The organism is Haloferax sp. Atlit-12N, from assembly GCF_003383095.1.
Classification (GTDB): Archaea; Halobacteriota; Halobacteria; order Halobacteriales; family Haloferacaceae; genus Haloferax.
The window spans coordinates 905907-928824 of sequence record NZ_PSYW01000002.1 but is presented as its reverse complement, the minus strand read 5'-3'; the positions used below and the strand labels follow the sequence as shown (position 1 = coordinate 928824).

The following is a 22918-nucleotide window of genomic DNA, read 5'->3' as shown; positions in this document are numbered from 1 at the left end:
CGGTTCTGGTCGCGTTCGCCTAGTAGTCTGACGGCGATTCCGCGGTAAGCTGTGGTATCGGCAGTTCTGCTCACCGAATTCGGCGGGCCGCGGCCGACGAGGCTTTACGCGTGGCCGGACGGTCTCCGACACCGTGGATGCTAACGACGTTCGTCGGAAGTGGGCAGACCGGTCGGGAGAGTTCTCGCCGGAGTACTACGCGTACTACGGACCGAACGAGACGAGCGAGTCGATTCGACGGGTGTTCGAGGGCTCGCTCGACCCCTCCGCGTCGATTCTCGAACTCGGCTGTGGTCCCGGTCGGCACCTCTCGCACCTCCGCGAACACGGCTTCGAGAACCTCCACGGCGTCGACATCAACCCCGACTGCTTCGAGGTGATGGCCGACGCCTACCCAGACCTCGCCGACTGCGGGACGTTCCACGCCGCCGCCATCGAGGAGGTCGTCGAGGAGTTCTCTCCGGGCCAGTTCGACGCCGTCTACTCCATCGAGACGCTCCAGCACATCCATCCCGACGACGCGTGGGTGTTCGAGGCGGTCGCTCGAAGTGCGAGCGACTACTTCGTCACCGTCGAAAACGAGGGCGACCAGTCGGTCCCGCCCGAGGACCGCGGCGTCAACGACGAGGAGTACGACTTCCCGCTGTACTACCGCGACTGGGCGGCCGTGTTCGAGCCGTTCGGCTTCGAACAGGTCGCTTGCGAGCACGGCGACCGCGACACCCTCCGCGTGTTCCGCCGGACCGACTGACCTCGTTTTCGACTCAGAACCCGCCGTAGCGGAGGTACACCATGTCGGCGATGAGGACGAGTTGGAACACTCCCTGCACGCCGCCGAGCATGGCGTTCTGTTTTCCGATGGCGGAGATGACGCCGGGGTCCGGGTCCTCGGAGGTCATCTCGAAGTACATCCGTATCTCGCCGGGCATCAGGAAGCCGAAGCCCTGCACCGTGAGAATCGTGACGACGACGAGCGCGACGACGATGGCCGGTGTGGTCATCTGAAAGTCGCCGATGGTGGTCGCGACCCACGCGAGCGACCCGACCGTGGCGACGGCGAAGACGACCTGCCAGCGCCGGTCGCGCCACGCGTTCAGCCGGCGACCGAGCAGGAGACAAATCGGAATCAGGTTCGCGGCGGTGAACAGCGCGAGCCACGGTTCGGCGTGGGGAAACACCCCGAGTCGCTGGGCGAGCGTGATGCCGCCCGCGATAGTGACGAGCGCCATCGACGGGAGGAAAAACGCGGTCTTCGGCGTGAGGCGCTCGAACACCGCGGCGCTCTGTTCGTCCGTCAGGCCGCCGATGACCGGCCCGAGAATCGCCCCCATGAACAGGTCGGTGCCCGTCCAGAGCAGGCCCGCCATGACGTGGACGAACGTGTGTTGCTGGAGCGAACCGGCCGTGACCGCGTACGCGAGTGCGACCACCGAGACGGCGACGATGCCGCCCGCGAATGCCGGATTCGCCCGTCGTGCCATGCCCCCGATTGTCCCACCAATCGTTGCCCTGTGTTGGCTCATCACGTTCGAGACGTGTACTATCGATGACAAAACCGGCGACGGACGCACTTATCCCCTCCAGCGCCGTCCCACCGACAATGACTGACGCCCTCTCGTTCGATATCACGAGCGTCGACGACGTCGCGGCCAACCGCGACGAGGTCGTCGCCGCGGTCGAGGCCCACGCGGGCACCATCGCGCGCGAACTCGCCATCCTCCAGGGCGGCGACTACGGCCAGGAGACGTTCAAGACGCGCCGCGGGACGTGGACGCTCAAGTACGAAGCGGGCGCGCTGCAGTACCTCCGGTTCAAGGGGAAGTCGGGCGGCGAGACGTACGTCGTCTCGACCAAACAGCCCCCGGAGCCGAAGGCGCTCGGAACGGCGATGCAGGACTACCCGGCGTTCGTTGAGGCGTACAACGAGCACGTCGAGTCGCTCGACGGCGTCCTCGACGACGTACCGACGGAGTTCCCCGCCGTGACGACGACCGAGGAAATCGTCGCCCAGCGGGACCAACTCGTCTCGACCATCCGCGAGGTGGCCGACACCATGGCGGGCGAACTCAACCGCTTCGACGGCGAGTACGGCACCTTCACCCAGCGGGTCGGCGGGACGCGCTGGGAGTTGAAGTGGGACGGCCCGCGGGCGTCGTACCTGCGCGTCGGTGGCGAGGGCGGCATCTACCTGCTGTCGCAGTACGAACCGCCCGCCGCACCCGACGTGCGCGAACTCGCCGGCGACTTCGTCGCGTTCGTGGAGGCGTACAACGAGTACGTCGACGACCTCGAAGCCGACCTCGCGACCGTCTCGTTCGACGACGCTGGGTAGCGGGGCACCGCGACGCTTTTGGAATCACCGCCGGCACGTGATGTCATGAGCGACGACGACCTCGCGTGGGAGACCACCGACACGCGCATCGACTACTCGTGTCCCGGCTTCGACATCCGCATGGACGACGTTCGGCTCCCCGACGGGACCGAGACGGACTTCCACTACGTCGACGAGCCGGCGGCTGTCGTCGTCGTCCCCTTCACGCCGGACGGCGACGTGGTCGTCATCGACGAGTGGCGGCAGGCCGTCGGCCGGACGAACCGCGGACTCCCCGCCGGCGGCACTGAACCGGACGACGACGACTACGCCGCGGCCGCCCGGCGCGAACTCGCGGAAGAGACCGGCCACGAGGCCGAGGCGGTCGAACCGCTCGTGACCGTCGAGCCGGCCAACGGTATCGCCAATTCGGTCCACCACTACTTCGTCGCGCGCGGGTGCGAGCCGAGCGCCGACCAGAACCTCGACTTCAACGAGAGCATCCGCCCGACGACGGTCGAGTACGACGACCTCAAGCGGGCCGTCCTCGCGGGCGAGGTGCGCGACGCCCGGACGGTTCTCGGCGTGCTCTACTACGAACTCGCCGGCGAGTAAGGAGCCGAGAGGGCCGTCGCTGGTTCCCCTTTTCGTCCTGCGTTTGCGTTCGCCTCCTGGGCCGCCGCTCAGGAGAGATGACGAATCAGCTCGTCGGTCACCTCCTCGCGCTCGTGGTGTACCCAATGCGACGCGTCGGGGAACGTCCGAAGCCGGCCGTCCTCGCAGTAGTCGATGCTCTGTTTCGCCATTGAGGGGACGAGTGCGATGTCGTCTTCGCCCCAACAGACCAGCGTCGGTTGGGTGACGACCTCGCGGGGCGGGCTTTCCGTCCGGAGGAACCCACGATACCAGTCTATTCGCGGCCCGATACCCGTGTGCCGCCAGGCGGCCCGATAGCGGTCGATAGTCTCTCGGTCGAACGTCCCCGGGTTGGACGTCTTTTCGAGGGCGGCGACCATCCTGCTCGCGTCGTTCCAACTGAGAATCCATTCGGGGAGCCTCGGCAACTGATAGAACCAGACGTACCAACTCCGGGCGATCTGCTCGGGGCTCGACCGCAGGGTCGTTCGGTACACCGCCGGGTGTGGGACGTTCAGAATCCCGAGTCGGTCGACCGCGGACGGTTGGCGGAGGGCGACGTTCCATGCGACGAACCCGCCGAAATCGTGGCCGATCAGGTGGGCAGACTCCCGTCCCTCGTCACGGATGAGGGCGCACACGTCCGCTGTCAGTTCTGACACTCGGTAGGAGTCGATTCCGTCGGGGGCCTCGCTCAGGTTACACCCTCGCTGGTCGGGGACGACCACTCGGAAGCCCGCCTCGACGAGCCGCGGAATCTGGGCGCGCCACCCGTACCAGAAGTCGGGATGGCCGTGCAGTAACACGACTAGTGGGTCGTCGGAGTCGCCTGCAGTAACGACGTGTAACCGGACGCCGTTAACGTGACGGGTGGTGGATTCGATGCCGGACGCGTCGATGAGCGAGCCGTCGGTGCTTGGGTGGGTGTCTGTGTCCGTCATTGCTGTTGGCTCGGAGTGATGATCGGGCGCTGTCTCTGTGCGGGACTCATGTGAGTTCGAACCGGTACCTAAGCGCAGGTGACAGACCGGGGTACGGCTACTGCCGTAGCCGTGAGGCTACTTTTATCACCGTGTCTGGCGCGAACCGCACCCACCGTCCGCCGTCCCGCAACGTCCGACGCGAAAACGTTAGCAAACAAGTTCGTTGAACACGCGCTGTTCGACTTTTCGGAGGTGTTCACCGGCCGTCGAAGGAGTGATTCCGACTGCCTCCCCAACGTCCCGAAGTGACGCCTCTCGGGGAACGTCGTAGTATCCCAACTGAACTGCCGCCTCCAGTACCTCCTCTTGTCGGGGAGTCAACGTCCTGCTGAACGTCGACTTGTCGGGTTCGAAATCGCCCATTTCGAGTAGTTCGACCGAGACACTCGCTCTTTCGACACCGACTTCGAACAGTTCTCCGAACGCCTCGTCGGTTCCCAGACACGTCAGCTTGATACCTCCGTCATCGGTGAAGCGCATCGGAGTCTCGATTACCAGCGGAGATTCCCGTTGTAGTTCCAGCGTCCGCCGCGACGGCTCTGTCGGTTCGAAATTACTCACGGCCATCCAAGGGTCATCTCCCGAGACGAGGTAGTCAATGACGCTCGGGGCGTTCTCCATAATCTGTCTGTATCGCTCTTGACTGCCGCTCGCTTCGGCGAACAGCAACACGGTGCCGTCGGCGAGCAACTCGACGTGATGAATCGCTCGCCTCTCGACCGACGGCGCTTCCGTCAACCGCTTTCCGAGGGGATGGAACGCGTCCCGACTCTCCGGTTTGACCAGCACCGCGAGATATCGCATACGCTGAGTTGAGCTGCGTCGCGGTAAAACGTAGCGACTGTCCGACATTTCTCGGTCGGCCGCGGGCCGCGCGTCAGTTCACCGAGTGGTCAGGCGACCGACTCACACTCGCGTTCGCCCCTCGAACCCCGTTCCGAGGCGAGAAGGATTTTGATGCCGGCGCTCTAAGAGGTCGCCTGTGGCTACTACGACGCGCCTCCCTGACCCCGTTCGGTCCTTCCTCGCGGCTATCGCCCTCGGCGGCGGCGGTCTCGCGGTGGGCACGATACTCGTCGTCATCACACAGCTCGCGGCGTTGAGCGCGGGCGTCGAACTGACGCCCCTCGCGCTCGTCGTTATATCGCTGGTTCTCCTGCAGGGCATCGCCTTCGGCGGCGTCGCCCTCGTCTACACCCGATACCGCGGCCTCGACCGCTCGTACTTCGGCGTCTCCGTCCCGTCGCTCCGCGACATCGTCGCGGTCGTCCTCGGCTACGTGACGGCACTCGTCGCGGCGTTCGTCGGCGCGTTCCTCGTCTCGACGTTCGGCGTCCAAGCGGGGTCGAACCAAGTGACCGAAATCGCTGCACAGGACCCCGAGGTGCTGTTGCTCCTCATCCCGGCGTCGTTCCTCCTCATCGGCCCCGGCGAGGAACTGCTGTTCCGCGGAGTCGTCCAGAACCGCATCCGCGAGTCGTTCGGCCCGGTTCCGGGTATCGCCCTCGCCAGCGCCATCTTCGCGGCGATTCACTACGTCGCGCTCACCGGCGGCGCGGGCGGCCGCCTCGTCACCATCGGCATCCTGTTCTTCCCGAGCGTCGTCTTCGGCTCGGCGTACGAACTGACCGACAACATCGCCGTCCCGGCGCTCATCCACGGCGCGTACAACGCGACGCTGTTCTCCCTGGCGTACCTCGTGTTCAAGTTCGCCGAGATGAACCCCGGCGAGGTCCCGACCGGACTGCTGTTCTGAGCGGCCGTCGATACCAGCCTTTTTCCTTCGCTATCCCCTCGAACAGACGTGTTCTTCTCCACACTCGTGTCGGTCGTCGAGGGACTCGTCCCGGCGGCCGTCACGGGCGATATGCTCGTCGTCTTCGCGCTCATCTTGCTTTCTCTCGTCTTGTTCGCCACCGAGTGGCTCCCCATCGACGTGACCGCCATCGTCGTGATGGTCCTCCTGATGGTGTTGGAGCCGTGGACGCAAATCACCCCGCAGGAGGGGCTTTCGGGGTTCGCCAGTCCGGCGACCATCACCGTGCTGGCGATGCTCATCCTGAGTACGGGCGTCAACCGAACCGGTATCGTCCAACTCATCGGGCGGAAGATGGCCGACTACGCCGGCACCAGCCAATCGAAGCAACTCGCCGCGACGATTGGCGTCACCGGTCCGGTGTCGGGATTCATCAACAACACGCCGGTCGTCGCCATCCTCGTTCCGGTCGTCGCGGACCTCGCGCACAAGGGCAAGACCTCGCCGTCGAAGCTCCTCATGCCGCTTTCGTTCGCCTCGATGCTCGGCGGTACCCTGACGGTCATCGGCACCTCGACGAACATCCTCGCCAGCGACATCGCGGCCCAACTCGGGCGGGAGTCGCCCGGTCTCGGTCTCCACGCCTTCAGCATGTTCGAGTTCACCAAACTCGGCGTCATCGTCTTCGTGGTCGGTGCGGTCTACCTCATGACGGTCGGCGTCCGCCTGCTCCCCAAACGGGTGCCCGCCGAGGACGACCTCGTCGAGGAGTACGCGCTTCAGGAGTACCTCGCCGACGTGGTCGTCCCCGCGGACTCGACGCTCATCGGCCAGACCGTCCAAGAGGCCCTCGGTGACGACGACCTCGACATCGACGTGTTACAGCTCATCCGCTACGGCGAGCAGTTCCTCGAACCGCTGGCCCGAAAGGAGATTCACGAGAACGACACGCTCCGACTCCGCACGAACCGGGAGACGCTCGAACGAATCATGCGCTCGGAGGGGCTGACGTTCGTCGGCGGCCCCCGCTCGGAGAGCGAACTCCACCCCGGCGAAGAAGAGCCTGTCATGGTCGAAGTCGTCATCCCTTCGGGCTCGTTTCTCGTCGGCGAGAGCCTCGCCAGTTCGACGTTCCGGCAGCGCTACGACGCGAACGTGCTCGCCTTTCGGACCCGCGGGAAGGTCGTCCGCGACCGGTTCGAGGACATCGACATCCGCGTCGGCGACACGCTCCTCGTGCAGGCTCCACCCGACAGCCTCACGCGACTCGTCCAAAACGAGGACTTCATCGTCGCCCACGAGTTCGACGACGCAGACTACCGAACCGAAAAGACGCCGTTCGCCGTCGCCATCATCGCCGGGGTCGTCGCGCTCCCGGCGTTCAACGTCCTCCCAATCGTCGTCTCGGCGCTCGGCGGCGTCGTCGCGATGATTCTCACCGGCGTCCTCAAGCCGAACGAACTGTACAAATCGGTCGAGTGGAACGTCATCTTCCTGCTCGCGGGCGTCATCCCGCTCGGCGTCGCGCTCCAACAGACGGGTGCCGCGGCGCTCCTCGGTGACGCCGTTGCCTCGACGGCGACGTTCCTCCCCGCAATCGGCGTGCTGTGGGTGTTCTACGTCGCGACCGGGTTGCTCACGAGCGTCATCTCGAACAACGCGAGCGTCGTGCTCATGATTCCGGTCGCCGCCAGCGCCGCCCAATCAATTGGGGCCAACGCGTTCTCGTTCGTCCTCGCCGTGACCTTTGCGGCCTCGACGGCGTTCATGACCCCCGTCGGCTACCAGACGAACCTGTTCGTCTACGGTCCCGGCGGCTACACGTTCTCCGACTTCCTCCGCGTCGGCGCGCCGCTGCAGTTGCTCCTGTCGGTCGTCACCGTGGCCGGCATCGCGTTCTTCTGGGGCGTCGGCGCGTAGGCGCGTCACCCCCGCCGTGTGAGTCGGCCACCGCCGACTCAGTCGTCGCCGTCGAACTCATCGCCGTCGAATTCGTGGTCGTAGAACGTCGAGACGGTTCGCTCCGCCGAACTCCCCGGCGGCGCGCCCACGTAGACGCCGACTTTGTCGATGTCCGGGTGTATCGTCACGTCGGGTTCATTCATGGTTGATATCGCCAGATACCGGAGCGGTTCGTCGCTGTCGTTGACGACGCAGTGCGCTCCGGACTCGTCGGTCGGACAGGGGACGTAGTCGCCTTCGCGGAGGGCGTGGACCTCGCCGCCGAGGCGGACCTGTCCGCGCCCGGAGAGGACGTACAGCGCCTCCTCGTTCGCGGCGTGGTAGTGATACGACCACGGCTGTGCACCGGGCGGGAGTTCGTAGAGGCTACAGCCGAGGTCGTCGCTTCCGGCGGCCGCGCCCAGTCCCTTCTGTTTGAACGTGCCTTCGACGCCGTCGCGGACCGTCCAGTCGAGGTCGGACTCGCTGACAGGTTCCATATCGGCCGTTCGGCGAGTCGGCGGAAAAACGTTCGTCGGGGGCGCTCGCTCGCGCGCCGGTCGTCGGTCTCGTCGGTCAGTTCGGGCGGTTCTCGCCGCGTCCGTCCGCCCGCATCGCTCGGTTAGGGGTCGAGGCGGGGGACGTAGCCGTCTCGCCGCCCGGTACACCGCCCGTCGCGCGCCCGGAGTCGAACTGCGAGACGAGCGATTTGAGCTGTTGTGCGCGCTCCGAGAGCGACGAGGACGACGCCGCAATCTGCTGGGTCGCGGCCGTCTGTTCTTCGGCCGCGGCGGAGACGTTCTGCGCCTCGGAGGCCGTCCGGTCGCTGAGGTTCGTTATCTCGTCCATCATCGTGACGACCTCTTGGGTCGACTGCGCCTGCTCGTCGGTGGCGCTGCTGATGGACTGGATGGAGTCGTTGCTGTCTTCGATTTTGTGGACGATCTCTTCGAGCACCTCGACCGTTTCGCCGACGGTCTCGCGGCTGGCTTCGACCTCGTCTTGCGTCTCGAAGGTGTCTTCGGCGACGCTCTCGGTCGACTGCTCGATGTCGCGGATGAGCGAGTCGACCTCCTGGGTCGCCTCGGCGGTCTCCTCTGCGAGCGTCTTCACCTCGCTGGCGACGACGGCGAAGCCCTCACCCGCGTCGCCCGCGCCCGCCGCCTCGATGGAGGCGTTGAGCGCGAGGATGCTCGTCTTCTCCGCGATGTCGTCGATGAGGTCGACGACCTCGCTGATCTGCGTGACCGACTGCTGGAGTTCCTCGACCTCGGAGACGGTCTCGGTCGACCGCGACTCCAACTGCTCCATCTTCTCGATGGTCGAACTGGCGGCCGCTTGGCTCTCCTTGGCGCGCCCGACGGTCTGTTGGGACTGCCGCGCGATCTCCTCGGACGAGGAGGCGATCTCCTCGATGGTCGCAGAGAGGTTGCTCAGTTCGGACTCCGCGGCGTTGAGGTTCCGGTGTTGCGTCTCGTTGCCCGCCGAAATCTCCTCGATGCTGTTCGCCACGTCCGTGCTCGTCGTCTTCACGGCGTCCGCGCTCGCGGTGACTTCGGAGCTCTCGTCGTCGACCTGCTCGGCGAACGTCTGTATCTGGACGATGACCGAGTCGATGGCCTCCAACATCTCGTTGAAGCCCCGCCCGATGCGGCGCATCGCGTCGTTGTTGCTCTCGGCGTCGACGCGGACGGTGAGGTCGCCGTCGGCGGCCGTCTGCATCGCGTCGCCGTAGTTCTCGGCCTGCCGTTCGAGGTCCGTCGTGAGCGCGTCGAGTTCCCGCCGCCGTTCTTCGGCGCTGTCGACGAGTTCCTTCATGTCCGCGACGATGGCGAGCGTCGCGGTGCCACCGATGGCGAAGACGGCGACCGTGGCGGTCATGAGCGGCGAGGTCACGAGGTTGAATATCTCGGGGTAGATACCGAGCTTTTCCATCGTGAGGCTGACCATCCACAGAATCGCCAGTACGGAGGCGAACGCGTACGTCAACCAGAACGACGCTTCGGCATCGGTGTCGCGGTAGTTGAGCCACGCCAGCACCGCCGCGCCGATGAATCCGAGGGTTCCGATAGCGTCGAACAGCGCGTCGACTATCACGAGCCCTCACCGCCTTTGATGACGTTTTTCCGGCGGACGTACGCGGCCGCGAAGAACGTGACGCCTGCGAGGCCGATGCCGACCGCGTGCTCGACGAAGTTGAGCACCGACCCGAGGAAGAGCGCCTCGACGTTCGTCGCGACCATCCCGACCACGAGCAGGACGTACCCCGCGGCGAACAGTTTGGTCTCGTCTCTGTACTGCGTGATAACCGGTATCAGCCCGACGAGGGCGACGGCGAGCGCGGTTACTTCGAGTGGTGATAAGTCGGCTAACATCTATCCTCTCCGTTGAGCCAATCTCTTTGTAAACTGTTCGCCCAAAAAATCACGTTTGATACCCATGGTGTATATTTTCTAGAATATTTCAACGCATGAGACTATTTCCGGTCGTGCGTCTGTTTTTGGGCGCGCGGCCGACCCGCGAACGCAACCCTTACCGCCGCGCTCGGGAAACGCCACTCCATGCGCGACCACTTCGAACTCCGCGACGGGGACCTCGCCGGCCGAATCGGTCGGCTCTCGGTCCCGCGTGCGGGGGTCACCGTCGAGACGCCGGCCCTCCTGCCGGTCGTCAACCCGAACATCGACACGATTTCGCCCGCGCGGTTGGAGTCCGAGTTCGGCGCGGACATCCTCATCACCAACTCCTACATCATCAAGACGAACGAGCACCTCCGCGAGGAGGCCCTCGACGTCGGCCTCCACGAGATGCTCGACTTCCACGGGGCCATCATGACCGACTCGGGGTCGTTCCAACTCGCCGAGTACGGCGAAATCGACACGACGACCGAGGAGATTCTCCAGTTCCAGTGGGACATCGGCACCGACATCGCCACGCCGGTCGACATCCCGACGCCACCGGACGTGGCCCGCGAGCAGGCCGAGACGGACCTCGAAATCACCAGACAGGCCCTCGCCGACGCCGAGGCGGCCGACACGGGCGAGATGCTCGTCAACGCCCCCGTGCAGGGGTCGACCTACCCGGACCTCCGCGAGGAGGCCGGCCGCCACGCCGACGCGACCGACCTCGACGTGTTCCCCGTGGGCGCGGTCGTCCCGATGATGAACGCCTACCGCTACGACGACATGGTCGACGCTGTCGCGGCCGCCAAGCGGGGCCTCGGCGTCGACGCCCCGGTCCACCTGTTCGGCGCGGGCCACCCAATGATGCTCGCGCTCGCCGTCGCCCTCGGCTGCGACCTGTTCGACTCCGCCGCCTACGCTCTCTACGCCCGCGACGGCCGGTATCTCACCGTCCGCGGGACCGAACACCTCGAAGACCTCGAATACCTCCCGTGTACCTGCCCTATCTGCACGGAGTACTCGCCTGACGACCTGCGGGCCGCGGGGTCGAAAGAACAGGAGCAACTGCTCGCCGAACACAACCTCCACGTCACGTTCGCTGAACTCCGCCGCATCAAGCAGGCCATCCGCGACGGCGACCTGATGGAACTCGTCGAGGAGCGCGCCCGCTCGCACCCGGCGATGCTCGACGGCTACCGCGCGCTCCTCGACCACGTCGACCAGCTCGAACGCGAGGACCCCGCCTCGAAGGGCGCGTTCTTCTACGCCTCCAACGAGAGCGCCCACCGCCCCGAGGTCGCGCGCCACCACGCCCGCATGGACCGCCTGACCGCCGAGGGCCACGTCCTCCTCACCGAGGGCGGCATCCCCTCCGGCGACGACTTCGACGCGACGTGGCGGGTCGTCCCGCCGTTCGGCCCGTTCCCGCGGTCGCTCTCCGAGACGTACCCGCTCACCGCCGAAGTGCCCGAGCGACTCGACCGCGACGCCTACGAGCAGGCCGCCCGCGGCGTCTCGCGGCTGGTCGAGGAGAACCCCGACGCGGCGTTCACGCTGGCGCACGGCGACTGGCCCGAGTCGGCGCTCGCTCGCGTCCCCGATTCGGTCGAGTTAGAGTCGCTTTCGACGGTCTCCGAGCGATTGGCCGACGAGAGTGACGAAGCCGACGAAGCCGACGTGAGCGACGGAGACGACGAGCGCGTCGAGGGCGACTCCGCCGGCCTGTCAGAGGAGTAGTGCCGGCCCGGGCGGTCGCGTCGGCGTCTGTCGGTCGATGCTCTTAGGTTCACCCGACGTATCAACGAACACGATGGAGGCTGTCCTCTGGTACGTACTCACGGGAACCCGCGGCGGTGAAAACCGTGTGCGTATCCTCAGGACCGTAGAGGAACAGCCGCGAAACGCCAACCAACTGGCCGAGACGCTCGACCTCGACTACAAGACCGTCCGGCATCACCTCGACGTGCTCATGGACAACGACGTGGTCCAGCGGAGCGGCGACGACTACGGCGCGGTCTATCTCCCGTCGCCGCGGTGTCGCGCCAACTGGGAGACCGTCGAGACAATCGTCGAGCGGATGGACTGAGCATGCGAGCCACGGACGCGGTGATTATGGAAAGATTTGGGAAAGCGTATATCAGGATGACGGGGAAAGGAGAGAACGAATGAGTATCTGGGTGGACGTCGCGACGGTCTCCTCGGGCGTCAACGTCGTCGTGCTACTCGCACTGTCGGCGGTGTGGGCCCGAAACTACCTGACCTTCAGGTCTAAACACGCCGTCGGACTCCTCGTGTTCGGGGTGTTCCTCCTCGCCGAGAACGCGCTGGCGTTCTACATGTACATCCTCGACCCGACGCTCTCGGGGTGGTTCAGCACCGACGTGCCCGTCATCGCGTGGCGACTGATGATGCTGTTACACGTCTTCGAGACGGTCGGTCTCGTGTTCCTCGCGTGGATTACGTTCGACTGAAAACGCTGTTTTCTCCCGCTCTCGTCCGGTTTTGACGCACCCCCGCCCGCTCAGTTGCGGTGTTTCCGCTCGTGAGTCGGGTGTTCCGAGATGTAGACGCTCGTGTGGTCCGGCACGTCTTCGGTGACCCACGAGTTTGCGCCGATGCTCACGTGGTCGCCGACGGAGACCGCGCCGAGCACCTTGGTCCCCGCGCCGATGACGACGCTGTCGCCGATGTCCGGGTGGCGTTTGTACCCCTTCTTGAGCGAGTGTTCGTCGTCCTCGTCCTCCTCGAAGTGGAGCGCGCCGAGGGTCACGTCCTGATAGATGCGCGCCCACTCGCCGATAGTCGTCGTCTCGCCGATGACGACGCCGGTACCGTGGTCGATGAAGAAGTAGTCGCCGATGGTCGCGCCGGGGTGGATGTCGATGCCCGACTCCATCTTCGCGTACTCGGCGAGTTCGCGGGCGTATTCGGGCGCGCCGGCCTCGTAGAAGGCGTTGGCGACGCGGTGGACGATAATCGCCTGCACGCCGGGGTACGACCGGATAAGTTCCATGTAACCGCGGGCGGCGGGGTCACCTTTGTACGCCGCTTCGACGTCCTTCTTCAGCGTCTCGCGGATATCTGGGAGCCGCTTGACGACTTCGTCTACGACGGGCTTGGGGTCCTCGTCCGTGTAGGGGTCGATGCCGGAGTAACAGAGCGCGCCGAAGTTGGCGACGCCGTCGCGGAGGAGTTCCTCGTCGCCGACCCACGGCCCGGCGTTCCAACAGCGCGGGAACAGGAGTCGCTTGATGAGGTCGACGTCCTCTCGCAGGTGATTCCGCCGCGGGAACGAAAGCGACGTGTCCGTGGGGAAGGGGTCGTCGTCGGCGCGGTAGGACGCCGCGAGCCCGAGATGCGCGTCGCCCGAGTAGGTGTAGGACATCCGATAGCGATAGTTGGTGGACGAGCGGTATTTAACCCCGTCTCATCGGGCCCGATTCGCCGCCTTCGAACCGCGACTTCCGAGCGCGAATCGACCTCACCAGTCGGCGCGCTCGGTCCGACGAATCGGTGCTCCCCCGACCGCCAGATAAGGCTTCTGGCCGCCGAAATCGGGCGACTGGGGACACATCGGGGAGAGATTTGGGTGACAGTTCGGAAAATCTTCTTTTAAATATTCGTCCCCCTCTGAGACATGCGACGCACACTCGCAGTGTTGATGACACTCGTCGTGGTCGTCGGGGGCATCCCGGCGGCCGCAGCGGCACAACAGGAGACCGCGTCCGTCTCCTTCGAGAACCAAGCGACAGGCGGGACGACCGTGACGGTCGACTCCGTCACGCTCCCCGACGGCGGCTTCGTGACGATTCACGACGCCTCCGTCACGGACGGCAACGTCCTCGGGAGCGTCGTCGGCTCGTCGATGTACCTCGACGCCGGCACGCACGAGAACGTGACCGTTCACCTCGACGAACCGGTCGGCGAGTCCGGCACGTTCGTCGCCATGCCCCACATGGACTCCGACGGCGACCGCGTCTACTCGTTCGTCGCGGCTAACGGCGAGGCGGACGGCCCGTACACGGCTGACGGCAGCGCCGTCGTCGACACCGCGATGGTCAACGCGAGCGCGACCGTCTCGATGTCCGACCAGCCCACGACCGGCGACTCGGTCGTGGTCGACCGCGTCGAACTCTCGCAGGGCGGCTTCGTGACGATTCACGACGCCTCCGTCACTGAAGGCGCGGTCTTCGAGAGCATCCGCGGCACCTCGGCGTACCTGCCCGCCGGCGTCCACGAGAACGTCCGCGTCGAACTGGACGCGCCCGTGACCGAGAACACGACGCTCGTCCCGATGGCGCACATGGACACCGACGGTGACGAGACCTACACCTTCCCCGAGTCGGAAGGCGAGACCGACGGCCCGTACACGGCTGACGGCAGCGCCGTCGTCGACACCGCGATGGCCATGCCTTCGGACACCGCGAGCGTGAACTACACCGCGAAGGCCACCGGCGGCTACTCCGTCGTCGTCGACTTGGCGTACCTGCCCGAGGGCGGCTTCGTGACGATTCACGACGGCACCGTCACCGAGGGCGCGGTGTTCGAGAGCATCCGCGGCACCTCGATGTACCTCGAACCCGGCCTGCACCACGACGTGCGGGTCACGCTCGACTCGCCGCTGAACGAGACGACCACCGTCGTCCCGATGGCGCACGTCGACTCTGACGGCGACGAGATGTACACCTTCCCCGAATCGGAAGGTGAGACGGACGGCCCGTACACGGCTGACGGCAGCGCCGTCGTCGACAGCGGCAACGCGACCGTCTCCGCCAGCGTCGACTACACGATGAAGTCCTCGGACGGCGCGACCGTCGTGGTCGACCGGGTCGAACTCTCCGAGGGCGGCTTCGTGACGATTCACGACCCGTCGCTGTCGGGCGGCGCGGTGTTCGATAGCGTGGTCGGCACCTCGATGTACCTGCCTGCCGGCGTCCACGAGGACGTCGAAGTCACTCTCGACGAGCCGATTCGCTCCTCGCAGGTGCTCACTCCCATGGCGCACATGGACACGAACGACAACGAGGAATACGACTTCGTGACCGGCGAGGGCGAGGCCGACGGCCCCTTCACGGCTGACGGCGGCGCGGTCGTCGCCAGCGCCCACACCTCGGTCAACGCGGTCGTGACCGCGATGGACCAGTCCGGCGACGGCACGACCGTCACCGTCGACTCCGTCACGCTCCACGACGGCGGCTTCGTGACGGTCCACGACGCGACGGTCACCGAGGGCCAGGTCTTCGAGAGCGTCCGCGGCACCTCCGCGTACCTCGAACCCGGCACCCACGAGAACGTCGAAATCACCCTCGACGCGCCGCTCGAAGAGTCCGGCACCATCGTCCCGATGGCGCACATGGACACCAACGGCAACGAGGCCTACGACTTCGTGACCGGTGAGGGCGAAAACGACGGGCCCTACGTCGCCGCGGGCGGCGCGGTCGTCACGACGGCCGACTACACGGTCGAAGGCATGATGACCGAGACGCCGACCGAGACGATGACCGACGAACCCACGACCGAGATGACCGACGAGTCGATGGAGACGACGAGCGAGTCGTCTACTGAAGCGCCCGGCTTCGGCCTCGTCGTGGCCCTCGTCGCGCTCGTCGCGGCGGCGCTCGTCGCCGCCCGGCGTCGGTAACCCCCCGCTGACGACGCACCGGCCCACCACCACACAGAGGCACCCTTTTTCGTACGCCGCGCGGGCCAGAAAAGCCACCCCCGCGCGGCACGCGCCCCGCTTTGGGGTTATTTTACGCCGCCGAGCGTGAGTGCCGACTATTCCGACGAACGCATCCGCGCCGCGTAGTCCCACGTATGCAGCCGCTCGGGGTGAATCCGAATCACGACCTCGTCGCGGTCGGGCGAGAGCAACCGCTCGGCCAGTTCCGAGTCGGTGTCGCCGAGATACCGGACGATGAGTCGCCGCAGCACTGCCTTCTCCGCGTCGGGTTCGACGGTCGCGGTGCCCCGGCCGCGGACGCCCCGGTACGGCGGGTCGTTGGTCGAGATTTCGAACGCCACGTCGTCGTGGGCGCGGAGGAACCGCACCACGTCGGCGTCGGCCGAAGTGGCACACCGGAGTTCGGCCGCCTCGGGGTCCCACTCGTACCACAGCGAGAGCATCCAGAGGTCGTCCGCTGGGGTGCGACACGAGAGCCGAATCGGGACGGTCGCGTCGGCGAGGAAGTCGTCGACGCGGTCGCGCGACCACGGGCCGGTGGGGTCGGAGGCGTTCATAGTGGCTGTTCGGGCGGGACGGGCTAAATTCGGTAGGCTCGGTGGAAGTAGAGCGGCGGAACCGGTGGCCTCGGCCGCCGGCGAGTTCGCCGTGCCACCAGACATAGAAGTGTCTGGACACAACTCCCTGTGATGACGGACACAGACCTCGGTACGGCGGTAATCGTCTACGACGACCCCGACGAGGGAACCGTCGAGAAACGCGTCGAAAACGAGAGCATCGCCTACTTTCAGGACCACTGGATAGTGAAACTCGACGAGGACGCCGGCGGCAACGACGTGGTTCGTCGGATTCCGATTCAGCGGGTCCACTACGTCGAGCGCTCCGTCGAGGAGTTCGAGACGGAGGTCAAGACGCTCCGAAACCAGGTCGAGTCGTTCGCGAAGAACTTGCAGTCGTCGTTACTCGGCGGCGGTGACGACGCCGACACGCGAACGGAAGACCCCCAGCGCATCGAAGTCGAAGACAGTCGGTCAAACGAGTAATCCCCTTCCTCTCCGCTGTTTTTTCGCGTGACTCGCCGTGTACGACGACGCCCGGCGTCCCGCCCAGCACGGCGCGCCCGCAGAAGACAAGTTAATTGCCCGTCGGGGGCCGAAAGCGGGTATGACCGATTACTTCGAGGTTCACGCCCGCGACGGCGCCGCCCGAATCGGGGAGTTGCGGCTCTCCGAGGCGGTGACGACGCCGGCGGTCGTGGACGACGTGCTCGCGGACGCCGGCAGTCTCTGGGCGGCCGAGCGCGAACTCCCCGACGGCTCCGACGACGTGCTGACCGTGCTCCCCCACCGCTCGCTTCCCGCCGGGAGCGCCGACGAGGTGCGCGAGTCGTTCGCCGTTGACTACCCCGACATGGATTTCCCCTCGGCAGCCGTCGTCACCGCCGACACGGCCGACGATTACGGCGCTGACGCCTACGTCCTCTCCGACGCGCAGGGCTTCGTCGGCCACGCGCGCGCCTTCCGCGACAACGTCATCGAGGCGAAGGAGAACCTCCCCGCCGACACGGCGCTCATGCTCTCGGGTGTCGCCACACCGCGCAACGTCTCGCTTCTCGTCTACGCGGGCGTCGACCTCGTCGACGAGACGCTCGCCCGCGCCCGCGGCCTCGAGGGCTTCTACCTCACGAGCGACGGCGAGTACTTCCTCGAAGACCTCGACGAATTCCCCTGTGCCTGCGAGGCCTGCCGCAAACCAGCCTCGGAGTTCACCCGCGCCGACGCCGCCGACCACAACGCCAACGCCCTGCGCGCCGAACTCGCGCGGGTCCGCCGCCGCGTGCGCGACGGTCGGCTCCGTGACTACGTGGAGGGGCAGGCCCGCCACGACCAGTGGCTGACCGCCCTGTTCCGACGGTTCGACCAGCAGTACAGCTTCATGGAGGAACGAGTTCCCGTCATCCGCGACTCGGAACTCACCGCGGCCTCCGAGGAGTCCATCGACCGCGTGGAGATTCAGCGGTTCGCCGACCGCGTGACCAAACGCTACCGGAACCGCTTCGACAACCCGCTCGTACTCCTGCCGTGCTCGGCGAAAAAGCCCTACAGCGAGTCCCAGAGCCACCGACAGTTCCAGGAGGCCGTCCAGTACCGCGCGCACATGGTGTCGATGACCTCGCCCATCGGCGTCGTCCCGCAGGAACTCGAACTCACCTACCCCGCCCAGCACTACGACTCGGTCGTCACGGGCGACTGGTCGGAAGACGAGAAGTCGTTCGTCGCCGAGGTGCTCCGGCGCTATCTGGAGCGCAACGACTACCCGCGAATCATCGCGCACCTCCCACCGGGCGCGTACACGGAAATCGTCGAACGCGTCGCCGACGATTTGGACCTCGACGTGGAGTTCACCGTCTCGGAACACCCGACGACGACGGAGTCCATCGGGAACCTCATGCGGACGCTCGACGGCGAACCCAAGTTCACCCGCGAGGAGCGCGAGCACAACGTCGTGAAGGCGCTCGCCGACTACCAACTCGGCCCGGAAGCTGGCGACGCGCTCTTTGCCGACGTGGAGTTGGAGATGACGAGTCGGTTCCCCAAACTGCAGGTGTGGAACGACGCGGGCGAGCAGTTAGCGACGATGGTCCCGCAGTACGGCGTGCTCTCCTTTACCCTCGAAGGCGCGAAGGTGTGGCGCGACAGCGACGCGCCGACGAAGACGGTCGAAATCGACGGCTTCGTCCCCCACGGCTCGGTCCTCGCGCCGGGCGTCGTGGACGCCGACGCTGACATCCGCCCGGGCGACGAGGTCGTCGTCGAGGGGCCGAAGGCGTTCGCCATCGGTCGCGCGGAGATGGGTGGCCGCGAACTCGTCGAATCTACGCGCGGCATCGGCGTCGAGATTCGCCACGTCGAAGAACGGTAACTCGAACCCGATCCGAGAACCGTCACCGGTCCGACCCAAATCGCCTGACACCTCTCGAAATCCCCTAACCATCTCTCAATCTGATATTTTTTCATCGAGGAATTAATCAGCTTTTGAACGCCGCTAAATGGGGCGTATACCCGGTTTTCTATGCGACGGGTCTCGTCGGAATTATCACGTCGCTATAACTTTAAGTAGTATCCCGGCCCAACGTGGGCCATGATGGCAGAACGACACGAGGGGGAGCGCTTGGAGTTCGACGAACTCCCCGACGATGGGACGATAGACTGGACGATTACCCAGGCGCTGTTGGCGGCGAGTGACTCCACGTCACGGGCCTTGGAATCGCACTTGCTACAGGCGCAGTACCACGGTGATGGCGGGGCCGACACGGCGGCGACGGCGCGACATATCGACGATGCAATCGACCGCCACACGCGAATTATCGAGGACTTGCGCCTCGCACGCGACGCGCTCGACCATCGGTAAGTCCCGAAATTGCCGCCCCTGTCGACCCTCGCCACGCGAACCCGATCGCACGCCCTCCTGTCGACATCCTCTCCGTCCTGAAGCGCGGGGCTTTAGCCTTGAATTTCGCATAAGCTGTTTATTTAACAGCGGCTACGAACAACCATGTATGAAGTTGGCCGTCCCAACTGACTTCGATATCCTCGAGGGACTCTCGGACAGGAGGCGGAACACCGCCGTAAATCTCTCGTATATCCTTGATAAGAACCGTTCGTACATCAACACACGACTGCCGATTTTAGCGGACTACGGGCTGGTGGCGCGAGTCGGGCCCGCGCCGAACTCCGGGCTGTACGAAATCACGGACAAGGGGCTGGTCGTCATCGAACACCGCGACCAGTACCGGACAGACGGCGTCGACTTCGACGCCCTCGTCGAATCCGAACTCAGGGCACGGACCGACGAGACGAACGCGTAACAGAGCAACGCGCCGCAACCGGAGGTCGGGACGGCCTTCGGAGGCACCCCGGCGCGCTGTTCTCGGTGACGAGTGGCCACGCTGTTCGACCCCGCCATCTCGGCGACGTCGTGGTATGGGAGTACGTCCGCACCATGCTGCGACCGTCGCCGCCTTTTTGCCGCCTTGCCGCCCAGTTCGAGGCATGGATATCGAACCACTCTCGCTCGGCGTTCCGAAGCCCATCATCGACTCGCTTCCGGAGGCCGACGGCACGGCGGCACAGGACATGCAACGCGCCGTTGAGGGGCTCGAAACCCGACTGAACCGGGCCATCGACGGCGCGGAGACGGAATCGGAGGCCGCCGGCTACGTGGTCGACGCGCTCGAACGCCTCGAAGGCCACTACGAGCGCTACGACGAGTTCATCCCCGAACTCCGCGCGTGGGGGCAATCGCCCATCTACGCTATCGCGTGGCGGAACCTCCAAGCGGACCTCATCCTCCAAATCGAGGAGTACGACTGGCTGAAGCCGCATATCGACCGAGAACGAAACCTCCGACTGGTCGAAGACGGCATCAGATTCGGCAAGTAACCAACACACTAAACTTTCTGACTAGACTGGTCGACCTTCGGTCCGAATAGCATTTCACCCATCATCAGAAATGCTGAATATACGAATTTCTACTCTGTAGTTGTGCGACCCCACAGTCGCGCTCAGAACAGAATCCACGACTTGATGAACTCTTTGAATAAGTCAGAATCTGTCTAATTAGGTTCCCAATTGATTTTATTGGAAAGAAAATAACACATTTGTACTCATTTAGATAATATCGTATTCTGCGCTCTTGTGCATGAGTTCTGCGAACGCGATTCCAAGATGCAAATGATATTGTATATAATAAACAATTCTATTGCTTCCGTCTCTACCAGAATTCGAGCAGACGAAATTAAATTTCAGATATCAATTCGTCTTCTAATACGAAATCTGTTAGCTCATCTGTTCTCGCGGAACGGGGGCACAAGGCCATCCTGTCTTTCGCCCGGAAAGCCCCAGAGATTAAGTGAACGTCCCGCGAGTTCAAAACAGTGCAATACGTTGGGAACGAGACACGTTCTCGCTCTCGTTCCCGCTCAGTCGCCACCGCTTCACGAACTCCCTCGCAACCCATGTTCACACCCATCGGCCAATATGGCAGACCGTAACGATGCGGAGTCGGGAGACTCCGACACCGAGATACAGAACTCGCCGTCGTTATCTGACCTTGCGGACCGCGTGGAAGACGGGACGCCGACCTCGGATAAATCGGGCGACAGCGCCTCGCCGGCGGGAGAAGACGGACCGACGACCGACCGGACGCCCTCGAAGCTCTCCGAACTCGCGGAGTCAATTCGGCGGAAACAGGGCTCGCCTGCGTCGCTACCGGACGACGAGGCGTCCGAGTGGGACCTCATCGACGACATCCCGGACGCCCCCTTCGACGAGGCCAACTTCGACGAGAAGGCGGAGGCAGTGTTCGACCTCGTTTCCGAGCAGTCTAACATCCTCATCGTCGGCCCGGCGGAGACCGCAGCGGAGTACAGCCTCTGTACGCAGCTCATGACTGGCGACTCGGGGGCCGCAAATCAGCTTCTCGTGTCCGTCGAGACGACGCCCGAAGAGCAGCTCAACATCCTCAACAACTACCGCGTCGGGAGCGTCGAAAACCAGACGCTCATCAGCGTCCAGTCGTACGACGCCTCCGGGAGAATCGACGCCGCCGACCTGCCGATAACTATCAGAACCGTCACGAAGGCGACGGACCTCCGTCGCATCGGACTCCTCATCACGAAGTCGCTGAACGAGTGGGGCGAGTCGTCGGTTCAATCGACGCTCTGTGTGCACTCGCTTTCGGACCTCATCGCCGCGGTGAACAACAACCAGCGCGTCTTCCGGTTCCTCCACATCCTCACGAATCGCATCTCTTCGGCGGGCGCACGCGCCCATTACCACGTCGACCCGGCGCGACACGACGACCAGACGCTCCGAACCTTCAAATCCCTGTTTGACGCAGCGATAGAGTTCGAGGCCGACGGGTCGCTATCGCTCGGCTGAGACGGGCGTCGCGCCTCACCGGACGTCGTCTTCGTTCCACTCGAACGTGTTCTCGTCGGCGTCCATCGCCGCGTCCGGGTCGATAGCATCTGTGGCGTCCGCCGTCTCGTCGGTCTCGTCGGTCCCGTCGTCGCCGGTCGAGACCGACTCGAACGAGTCGATTATCTCGTTGACCGCCGCCCGACTCTGGCTCACCGAGCGGTCGGACGTTCCCGACGCGTCACGCTTCGATTCGGGCGTTTGGTCGCCGGAGCCAGCGGGGCCCCGTGGGGCGTCGCGGTCGCTCGCGCCGTCGGGTCGTGCATTCGCACTCGGTGCGCGCCGCGTGCCACCGTCGCTACTCGCGACCGTCACGGTGTAGTCGGTGAGCACGAGCCATCTGGTCTCTTTTTCGACGCCGTGCAGCGGGCGCTGACAGTTCGGACACTCCGGGCTGGTGAGCAGCGCGAGGTCGATGGTCTCTCCGCAGTGTTCGCAGTCACCCTCGTGGGTATCGACTTCCTTTGCGGCCTGTTTCACCCGGCGAAGCTGCTCGCGTTCGGCCCGTATCTCGCGTATCTCGGCCCCGTACTGCGTCTCGAGCTCCGTGAGTTTCGTCTCGATGCGGCCGTCGGTATCGACGAGGTGCTCGAGAATCGTCTGGAGGTTCTCAAACTCGTCGTCGAACCGCGCGTCGAGCGTCCGGTGTCGCTCGCGGAGCGTCGATTCGACCTCGTCGAGTTCGTCCGGCAGGTCCTCGACCCCGTCGAGCGCGGCTTCGACCTCGTCGAGTTCGGCATCGACCTCGTCCAGTCGCGTCGTGAGCGCCTGAACCGACTGTTCGAGGCGCGCGCGCCGCTGTGCTTCCGTCTCGACCTCCGATTCGAGCCCCTCGATGAGTTCGAGGACCTCGGCTAGTTCGTCGTCGCTCACGGGCTTGTTCGGTTCCGTATCATCTCTGGACGGTGAGCGCGTTGCGTGCTTCGCCTCGCTGGACCTCTCGTCCGGGGCGGGGCTGTCGCGACCCAGCAGTTCCGTGATTTCGTTGAGTTGCCAGTGCGACGCGAGCAACTCCTGGCACAACTGGTCGCGCGATTTACCGGTCTCGCTCATTCGCTGGTCCAGCCAGGCTTCGAACGACGACGGAGTCTCGTCCGCTGGGTCGTTGTCGACGGGGTCGGAGACCATGTACTGTACTGCCTCGCAGAACCTATCGGTCGCTAGGACAAAAGTTTTCTTGCGTCTCGAACTACCTGCCCGTATGTACGTCCCGCGAGTGTCGCGT

At 65.0% G+C, this 22918-nt stretch carries 24 protein-coding genes; 15 read left to right on the top strand and 9 right to left on the bottom strand.

The window, feature by feature from the left end; genetic code table 11:
• Positions 1–133 precede the first annotated feature (133 nt).
• On the top strand, positions 134–751 hold the full coding sequence (locus C5B90_RS12890; RefSeq protein WP_115882016.1) for a bifunctional 2-polyprenyl-6-hydroxyphenol methylase/3-demethylubiquinol 3-O-methyltransferase UbiG: 618 nt from the start codon (positions 134–136) through the stop codon (positions 749–751).
• Between the two features lie 13 nt (positions 752–764).
• Here the strand turns inward: C5B90_RS12890 and C5B90_RS12885 are convergent, their stop codons facing one another.
• Complete coding sequence (locus C5B90_RS12885; protein ID WP_115882014.1) at positions 765–1481, bottom strand: hypothetical protein; 717 nt, start codon at positions 1479–1481, stop codon at positions 765–767.
• Between the two features lie 119 nt (positions 1482–1600).
• On the opposite strand from C5B90_RS12885, the gene C5B90_RS12880 reads away from it, so the two are divergent.
• Positions 1601–2332, top strand: coding sequence for a hypothetical protein (locus C5B90_RS12880; RefSeq protein WP_042662640.1), 732 nt, complete (start codon positions 1601–1603; stop codon positions 2330–2332).
• A 45-nt stretch (positions 2333–2377) separates the two neighbouring features.
• Positions 2378–2926, top strand: coding sequence for an NUDIX domain-containing protein (locus C5B90_RS12875; protein WP_115882012.1), 549 nt, complete (start codon positions 2378–2380; stop codon positions 2924–2926).
• 68 nt (positions 2927–2994) lie between these two features.
• On the opposite strand, the gene C5B90_RS12870 is transcribed toward C5B90_RS12875, so the two are convergent.
• The gene (locus C5B90_RS12870; RefSeq protein ID WP_199517489.1) at positions 2995–3888 is read right to left on the bottom strand and encodes an alpha/beta fold hydrolase; all 894 of its coding nucleotides are present in this window, start codon (positions 3886–3888) and stop codon (positions 2995–2997) included.
• 189 nt (positions 3889–4077) lie between these two features.
• The gene (locus C5B90_RS12865; RefSeq protein ID WP_115882010.1) at positions 4078–4734 is read right to left on the bottom strand and encodes a helix-turn-helix domain-containing protein; all 657 of its coding nucleotides are present in this window, start codon (positions 4732–4734) and stop codon (positions 4078–4080) included.
• A 178-nt stretch (positions 4735–4912) separates the two neighbouring features.
• Here C5B90_RS12865 and C5B90_RS12860 point away from each other — a divergent pair, with 178 nt between their 5' ends.
• Positions 4913–5686, top strand: a complete 774-nt coding sequence (locus C5B90_RS12860) for a CPBP family intramembrane glutamic endopeptidase (RefSeq protein ID WP_115882008.1) — start codon at positions 4913–4915, stop codon at positions 5684–5686.
• Positions 5687–5734: 48 nt separating this feature from the next.
• Positions 5735–7606, top strand: coding sequence for an SLC13 family permease (locus C5B90_RS12855; protein WP_115882006.1), 1872 nt, complete (start codon positions 5735–5737; stop codon positions 7604–7606).
• Positions 7607–7644: 38 nt separating this feature from the next.
• On the opposite strand, the gene C5B90_RS12850 is transcribed toward C5B90_RS12855, so the two are convergent.
• From C5B90_RS12850 to C5B90_RS12840, 3 genes are all read right to left on the bottom strand, one after another.
• A complete protein-coding gene (locus C5B90_RS12850) occupies positions 7645–8127 on the bottom strand; it encodes a cupin domain-containing protein (RefSeq protein WP_115882004.1) in 483 nt (160 codons plus the stop codon).
• Positions 8128–8203: 76 nt separating this feature from the next.
• Positions 8204–9724: a methyl-accepting chemotaxis protein gene (locus C5B90_RS12845; protein ID WP_115882002.1), complete on the bottom strand. Its 1521-nt coding sequence runs from the start codon at positions 9722–9724 to the stop codon at positions 8204–8206.
• Positions 9721–10002 (bottom strand): hypothetical protein, encoded by a 282-nt coding sequence (locus tag C5B90_RS12840; protein ID WP_115882000.1) that lies wholly within the window; start codon positions 10000–10002, stop codon positions 9721–9723. The genes C5B90_RS12845 and C5B90_RS12840 overlap by 4 nt, the downstream gene beginning before the upstream one ends.
• Before the next feature lie 186 nt (positions 10003–10188).
• Here C5B90_RS12840 and tgtA point away from each other — a divergent pair, with 186 nt between their 5' ends.
• The 3 genes from tgtA to C5B90_RS12825 all read left to right on the top strand — a co-directional run bounded on the left by tgtA (position 10189) and on the right by C5B90_RS12825 (position 12500).
• Positions 10189–11766, top strand: a complete 1578-nt coding sequence (gene tgtA / locus C5B90_RS12835; RefSeq protein WP_115881998.1) for a tRNA guanosine(15) transglycosylase TgtA — start codon at positions 10189–10191, stop codon at positions 11764–11766.
• 73 nt (positions 11767–11839) lie between these two features.
• On the top strand, positions 11840–12115 hold the full coding sequence (locus tag C5B90_RS12830) for a winged helix-turn-helix domain-containing protein (RefSeq protein ID WP_115881996.1): 276 nt from the start codon (positions 11840–11842) through the stop codon (positions 12113–12115).
• 79 nt (positions 12116–12194) lie between these two features.
• Positions 12195–12500 carry a hypothetical protein gene (locus C5B90_RS12825; RefSeq protein ID WP_049916523.1) on the top strand — a complete coding sequence of 102 codons (306 nt, stop codon included), beginning with the start codon at positions 12195–12197 and terminating at the stop codon, positions 12498–12500.
• Positions 12501–12550: 50 nt separating this feature from the next.
• Here the strand turns inward: C5B90_RS12825 and epsC are convergent, their stop codons facing one another.
• The gene (epsC, locus tag C5B90_RS12820; protein ID WP_115881994.1) at positions 12551–13414 is read right to left on the bottom strand and encodes a serine O-acetyltransferase EpsC; all 864 of its coding nucleotides are present in this window, start codon (positions 13412–13414) and stop codon (positions 12551–12553) included.
• Between the two features lie 276 nt (positions 13415–13690).
• Here epsC and C5B90_RS12815 point away from each other — a divergent pair, with 276 nt between their 5' ends.
• Entirely contained in the window at positions 13691–15670 is a 1980-nt protein-coding gene (locus C5B90_RS12815) for a PGF-CTERM sorting domain-containing protein (protein ID WP_199517511.1), read from the top strand.
• 137 nt (positions 15671–15807) lie between these two features.
• Here C5B90_RS12815 and C5B90_RS12810 read toward each other — a convergent pair whose 3' ends face one another.
• Positions 15808–16269: a pyridoxamine 5'-phosphate oxidase family protein gene (locus C5B90_RS12810; protein WP_115881990.1), complete on the bottom strand. Its 462-nt coding sequence runs from the start codon at positions 16267–16269 to the stop codon at positions 15808–15810.
• 132 nt (positions 16270–16401) lie between these two features.
• On the opposite strand from C5B90_RS12810, the gene C5B90_RS12805 reads away from it, so the two are divergent.
• The 6 genes from C5B90_RS12805 to C5B90_RS12780 all read left to right on the top strand — a co-directional run bounded on the left by C5B90_RS12805 (position 16402) and on the right by C5B90_RS12780 (position 21654).
• A complete protein-coding gene (locus C5B90_RS12805; protein ID WP_115881988.1) occupies positions 16402–16755 on the top strand; it encodes a hypothetical protein in 354 nt (117 codons plus the stop codon).
• Positions 16756–16876: 121 nt separating this feature from the next.
• On the top strand, positions 16877–18634 hold the full coding sequence (gene arcS, locus C5B90_RS12800; RefSeq protein WP_115881986.1) for an archaeosine synthase: 1758 nt from the start codon (positions 16877–16879) through the stop codon (positions 18632–18634).
• 219 nt (positions 18635–18853) lie between these two features.
• Complete coding sequence (locus C5B90_RS12795) at positions 18854–19123, top strand: hypothetical protein (protein WP_115881984.1); 270 nt, start codon at positions 18854–18856, stop codon at positions 19121–19123.
• Positions 19124–19271: 148 nt separating this feature from the next.
• Positions 19272–19580, top strand: a complete 309-nt coding sequence (locus tag C5B90_RS12790) for an ArsR family transcriptional regulator (protein WP_115881982.1) — start codon at positions 19272–19274, stop codon at positions 19578–19580.
• Between the two features lie 184 nt (positions 19581–19764).
• The gene (locus C5B90_RS12785; RefSeq protein ID WP_058825810.1) at positions 19765–20154 is read left to right on the top strand and encodes a hypothetical protein; all 390 of its coding nucleotides are present in this window, start codon (positions 19765–19767) and stop codon (positions 20152–20154) included.
• A gap of 597 nt (positions 20155–20751) precedes the next feature.
• Entirely contained in the window at positions 20752–21654 is a 903-nt protein-coding gene (locus tag C5B90_RS12780; protein ID WP_115881981.1) for a hypothetical protein, read from the top strand.
• Between the two features lie 15 nt (positions 21655–21669).
• On the opposite strand, the gene C5B90_RS12775 is transcribed toward C5B90_RS12780, so the two are convergent.
• Positions 21670–22821, bottom strand: coding sequence for a hypothetical protein (locus C5B90_RS12775; protein WP_115881980.1), 1152 nt, complete (start codon positions 22819–22821; stop codon positions 21670–21672).
• Between the last annotated feature and the right edge of the window lie 97 nt (positions 22822–22918).

Bases quoted from the DNA above. Each gene is read 5' to 3' on its own strand.
- C5B90_RS12885 (WP_115882014.1), bottom strand. From the start codon at position 1,481: ATGGCACGACGGGCGAATCCGGCATTCGCGGGCGGCATCGTCGCCGTC.
- C5B90_RS12880 (WP_042662640.1), top strand. From the start codon at position 1,601: ATGACTGACGCCCTCTCGTTCGATATCACGAGCGTCGACGACGTCGCG.
- C5B90_RS12875 (WP_115882012.1), top strand. From the start codon at position 2,378: ATGAGCGACGACGACCTCGCGTGGGAGACCACCGACACGCGCATCGAC.
- C5B90_RS12870 (WP_199517489.1), bottom strand. From the start codon at position 3,888: ATGACGGACACAGACACCCACCCAAGCACCGACGGCTCGCTCATCGAC.
- C5B90_RS12865 (WP_115882010.1), bottom strand. From the start codon at position 4,734: ATGCGATATCTCGCGGTGCTGGTCAAACCGGAGAGTCGGGACGCGTTC.
- C5B90_RS12850 (WP_115882004.1), bottom strand. From the start codon at position 8,127: ATGGAACCTGTCAGCGAGTCCGACCTCGACTGGACGGTCCGCGACGGC.
- C5B90_RS12840 (WP_115882000.1), bottom strand. From the start codon at position 10,002: ATGTTAGCCGACTTATCACCACTCGAAGTAACCGCGCTCGCCGTCGCC.
- tgtA (WP_115881998.1), top strand. From the start codon at position 10,189: ATGCGCGACCACTTCGAACTCCGCGACGGGGACCTCGCCGGCCGAATC.
- C5B90_RS12830 (WP_115881996.1), top strand. From the start codon at position 11,840: ATGGAGGCTGTCCTCTGGTACGTACTCACGGGAACCCGCGGCGGTGAA.
- C5B90_RS12825 (WP_049916523.1), top strand. From the start codon at position 12,195: ATGAGTATCTGGGTGGACGTCGCGACGGTCTCCTCGGGCGTCAACGTC.
- epsC (WP_115881994.1), bottom strand. From the start codon at position 13,414: ATGTCCTACACCTACTCGGGCGACGCGCATCTCGGGCTCGCGGCGTCC.
- C5B90_RS12815 (WP_199517511.1), top strand. From the start codon at position 13,691: ATGACACTCGTCGTGGTCGTCGGGGGCATCCCGGCGGCCGCAGCGGCA.
- C5B90_RS12810 (WP_115881990.1), bottom strand. From the start codon at position 16,269: ATGAACGCCTCCGACCCCACCGGCCCGTGGTCGCGCGACCGCGTCGAC.
- C5B90_RS12805 (WP_115881988.1), top strand. From the start codon at position 16,402: ATGACGGACACAGACCTCGGTACGGCGGTAATCGTCTACGACGACCCC.
- arcS (WP_115881986.1), top strand. From the start codon at position 16,877: ATGACCGATTACTTCGAGGTTCACGCCCGCGACGGCGCCGCCCGAATC.
- C5B90_RS12795 (WP_115881984.1), top strand. From the start codon at position 18,854: ATGATGGCAGAACGACACGAGGGGGAGCGCTTGGAGTTCGACGAACTC.
- C5B90_RS12790 (WP_115881982.1), top strand. From the start codon at position 19,272: ATGAAGTTGGCCGTCCCAACTGACTTCGATATCCTCGAGGGACTCTCG.
- C5B90_RS12785 (WP_058825810.1), top strand. From the start codon at position 19,765: ATGGATATCGAACCACTCTCGCTCGGCGTTCCGAAGCCCATCATCGAC.
- C5B90_RS12780 (WP_115881981.1), top strand. From the start codon at position 20,752: ATGGCAGACCGTAACGATGCGGAGTCGGGAGACTCCGACACCGAGATA.
- C5B90_RS12775 (WP_115881980.1), bottom strand. From the start codon at position 22,821: ATGGTCTCCGACCCCGTCGACAACGACCCAGCGGACGAGACTCCGTCG.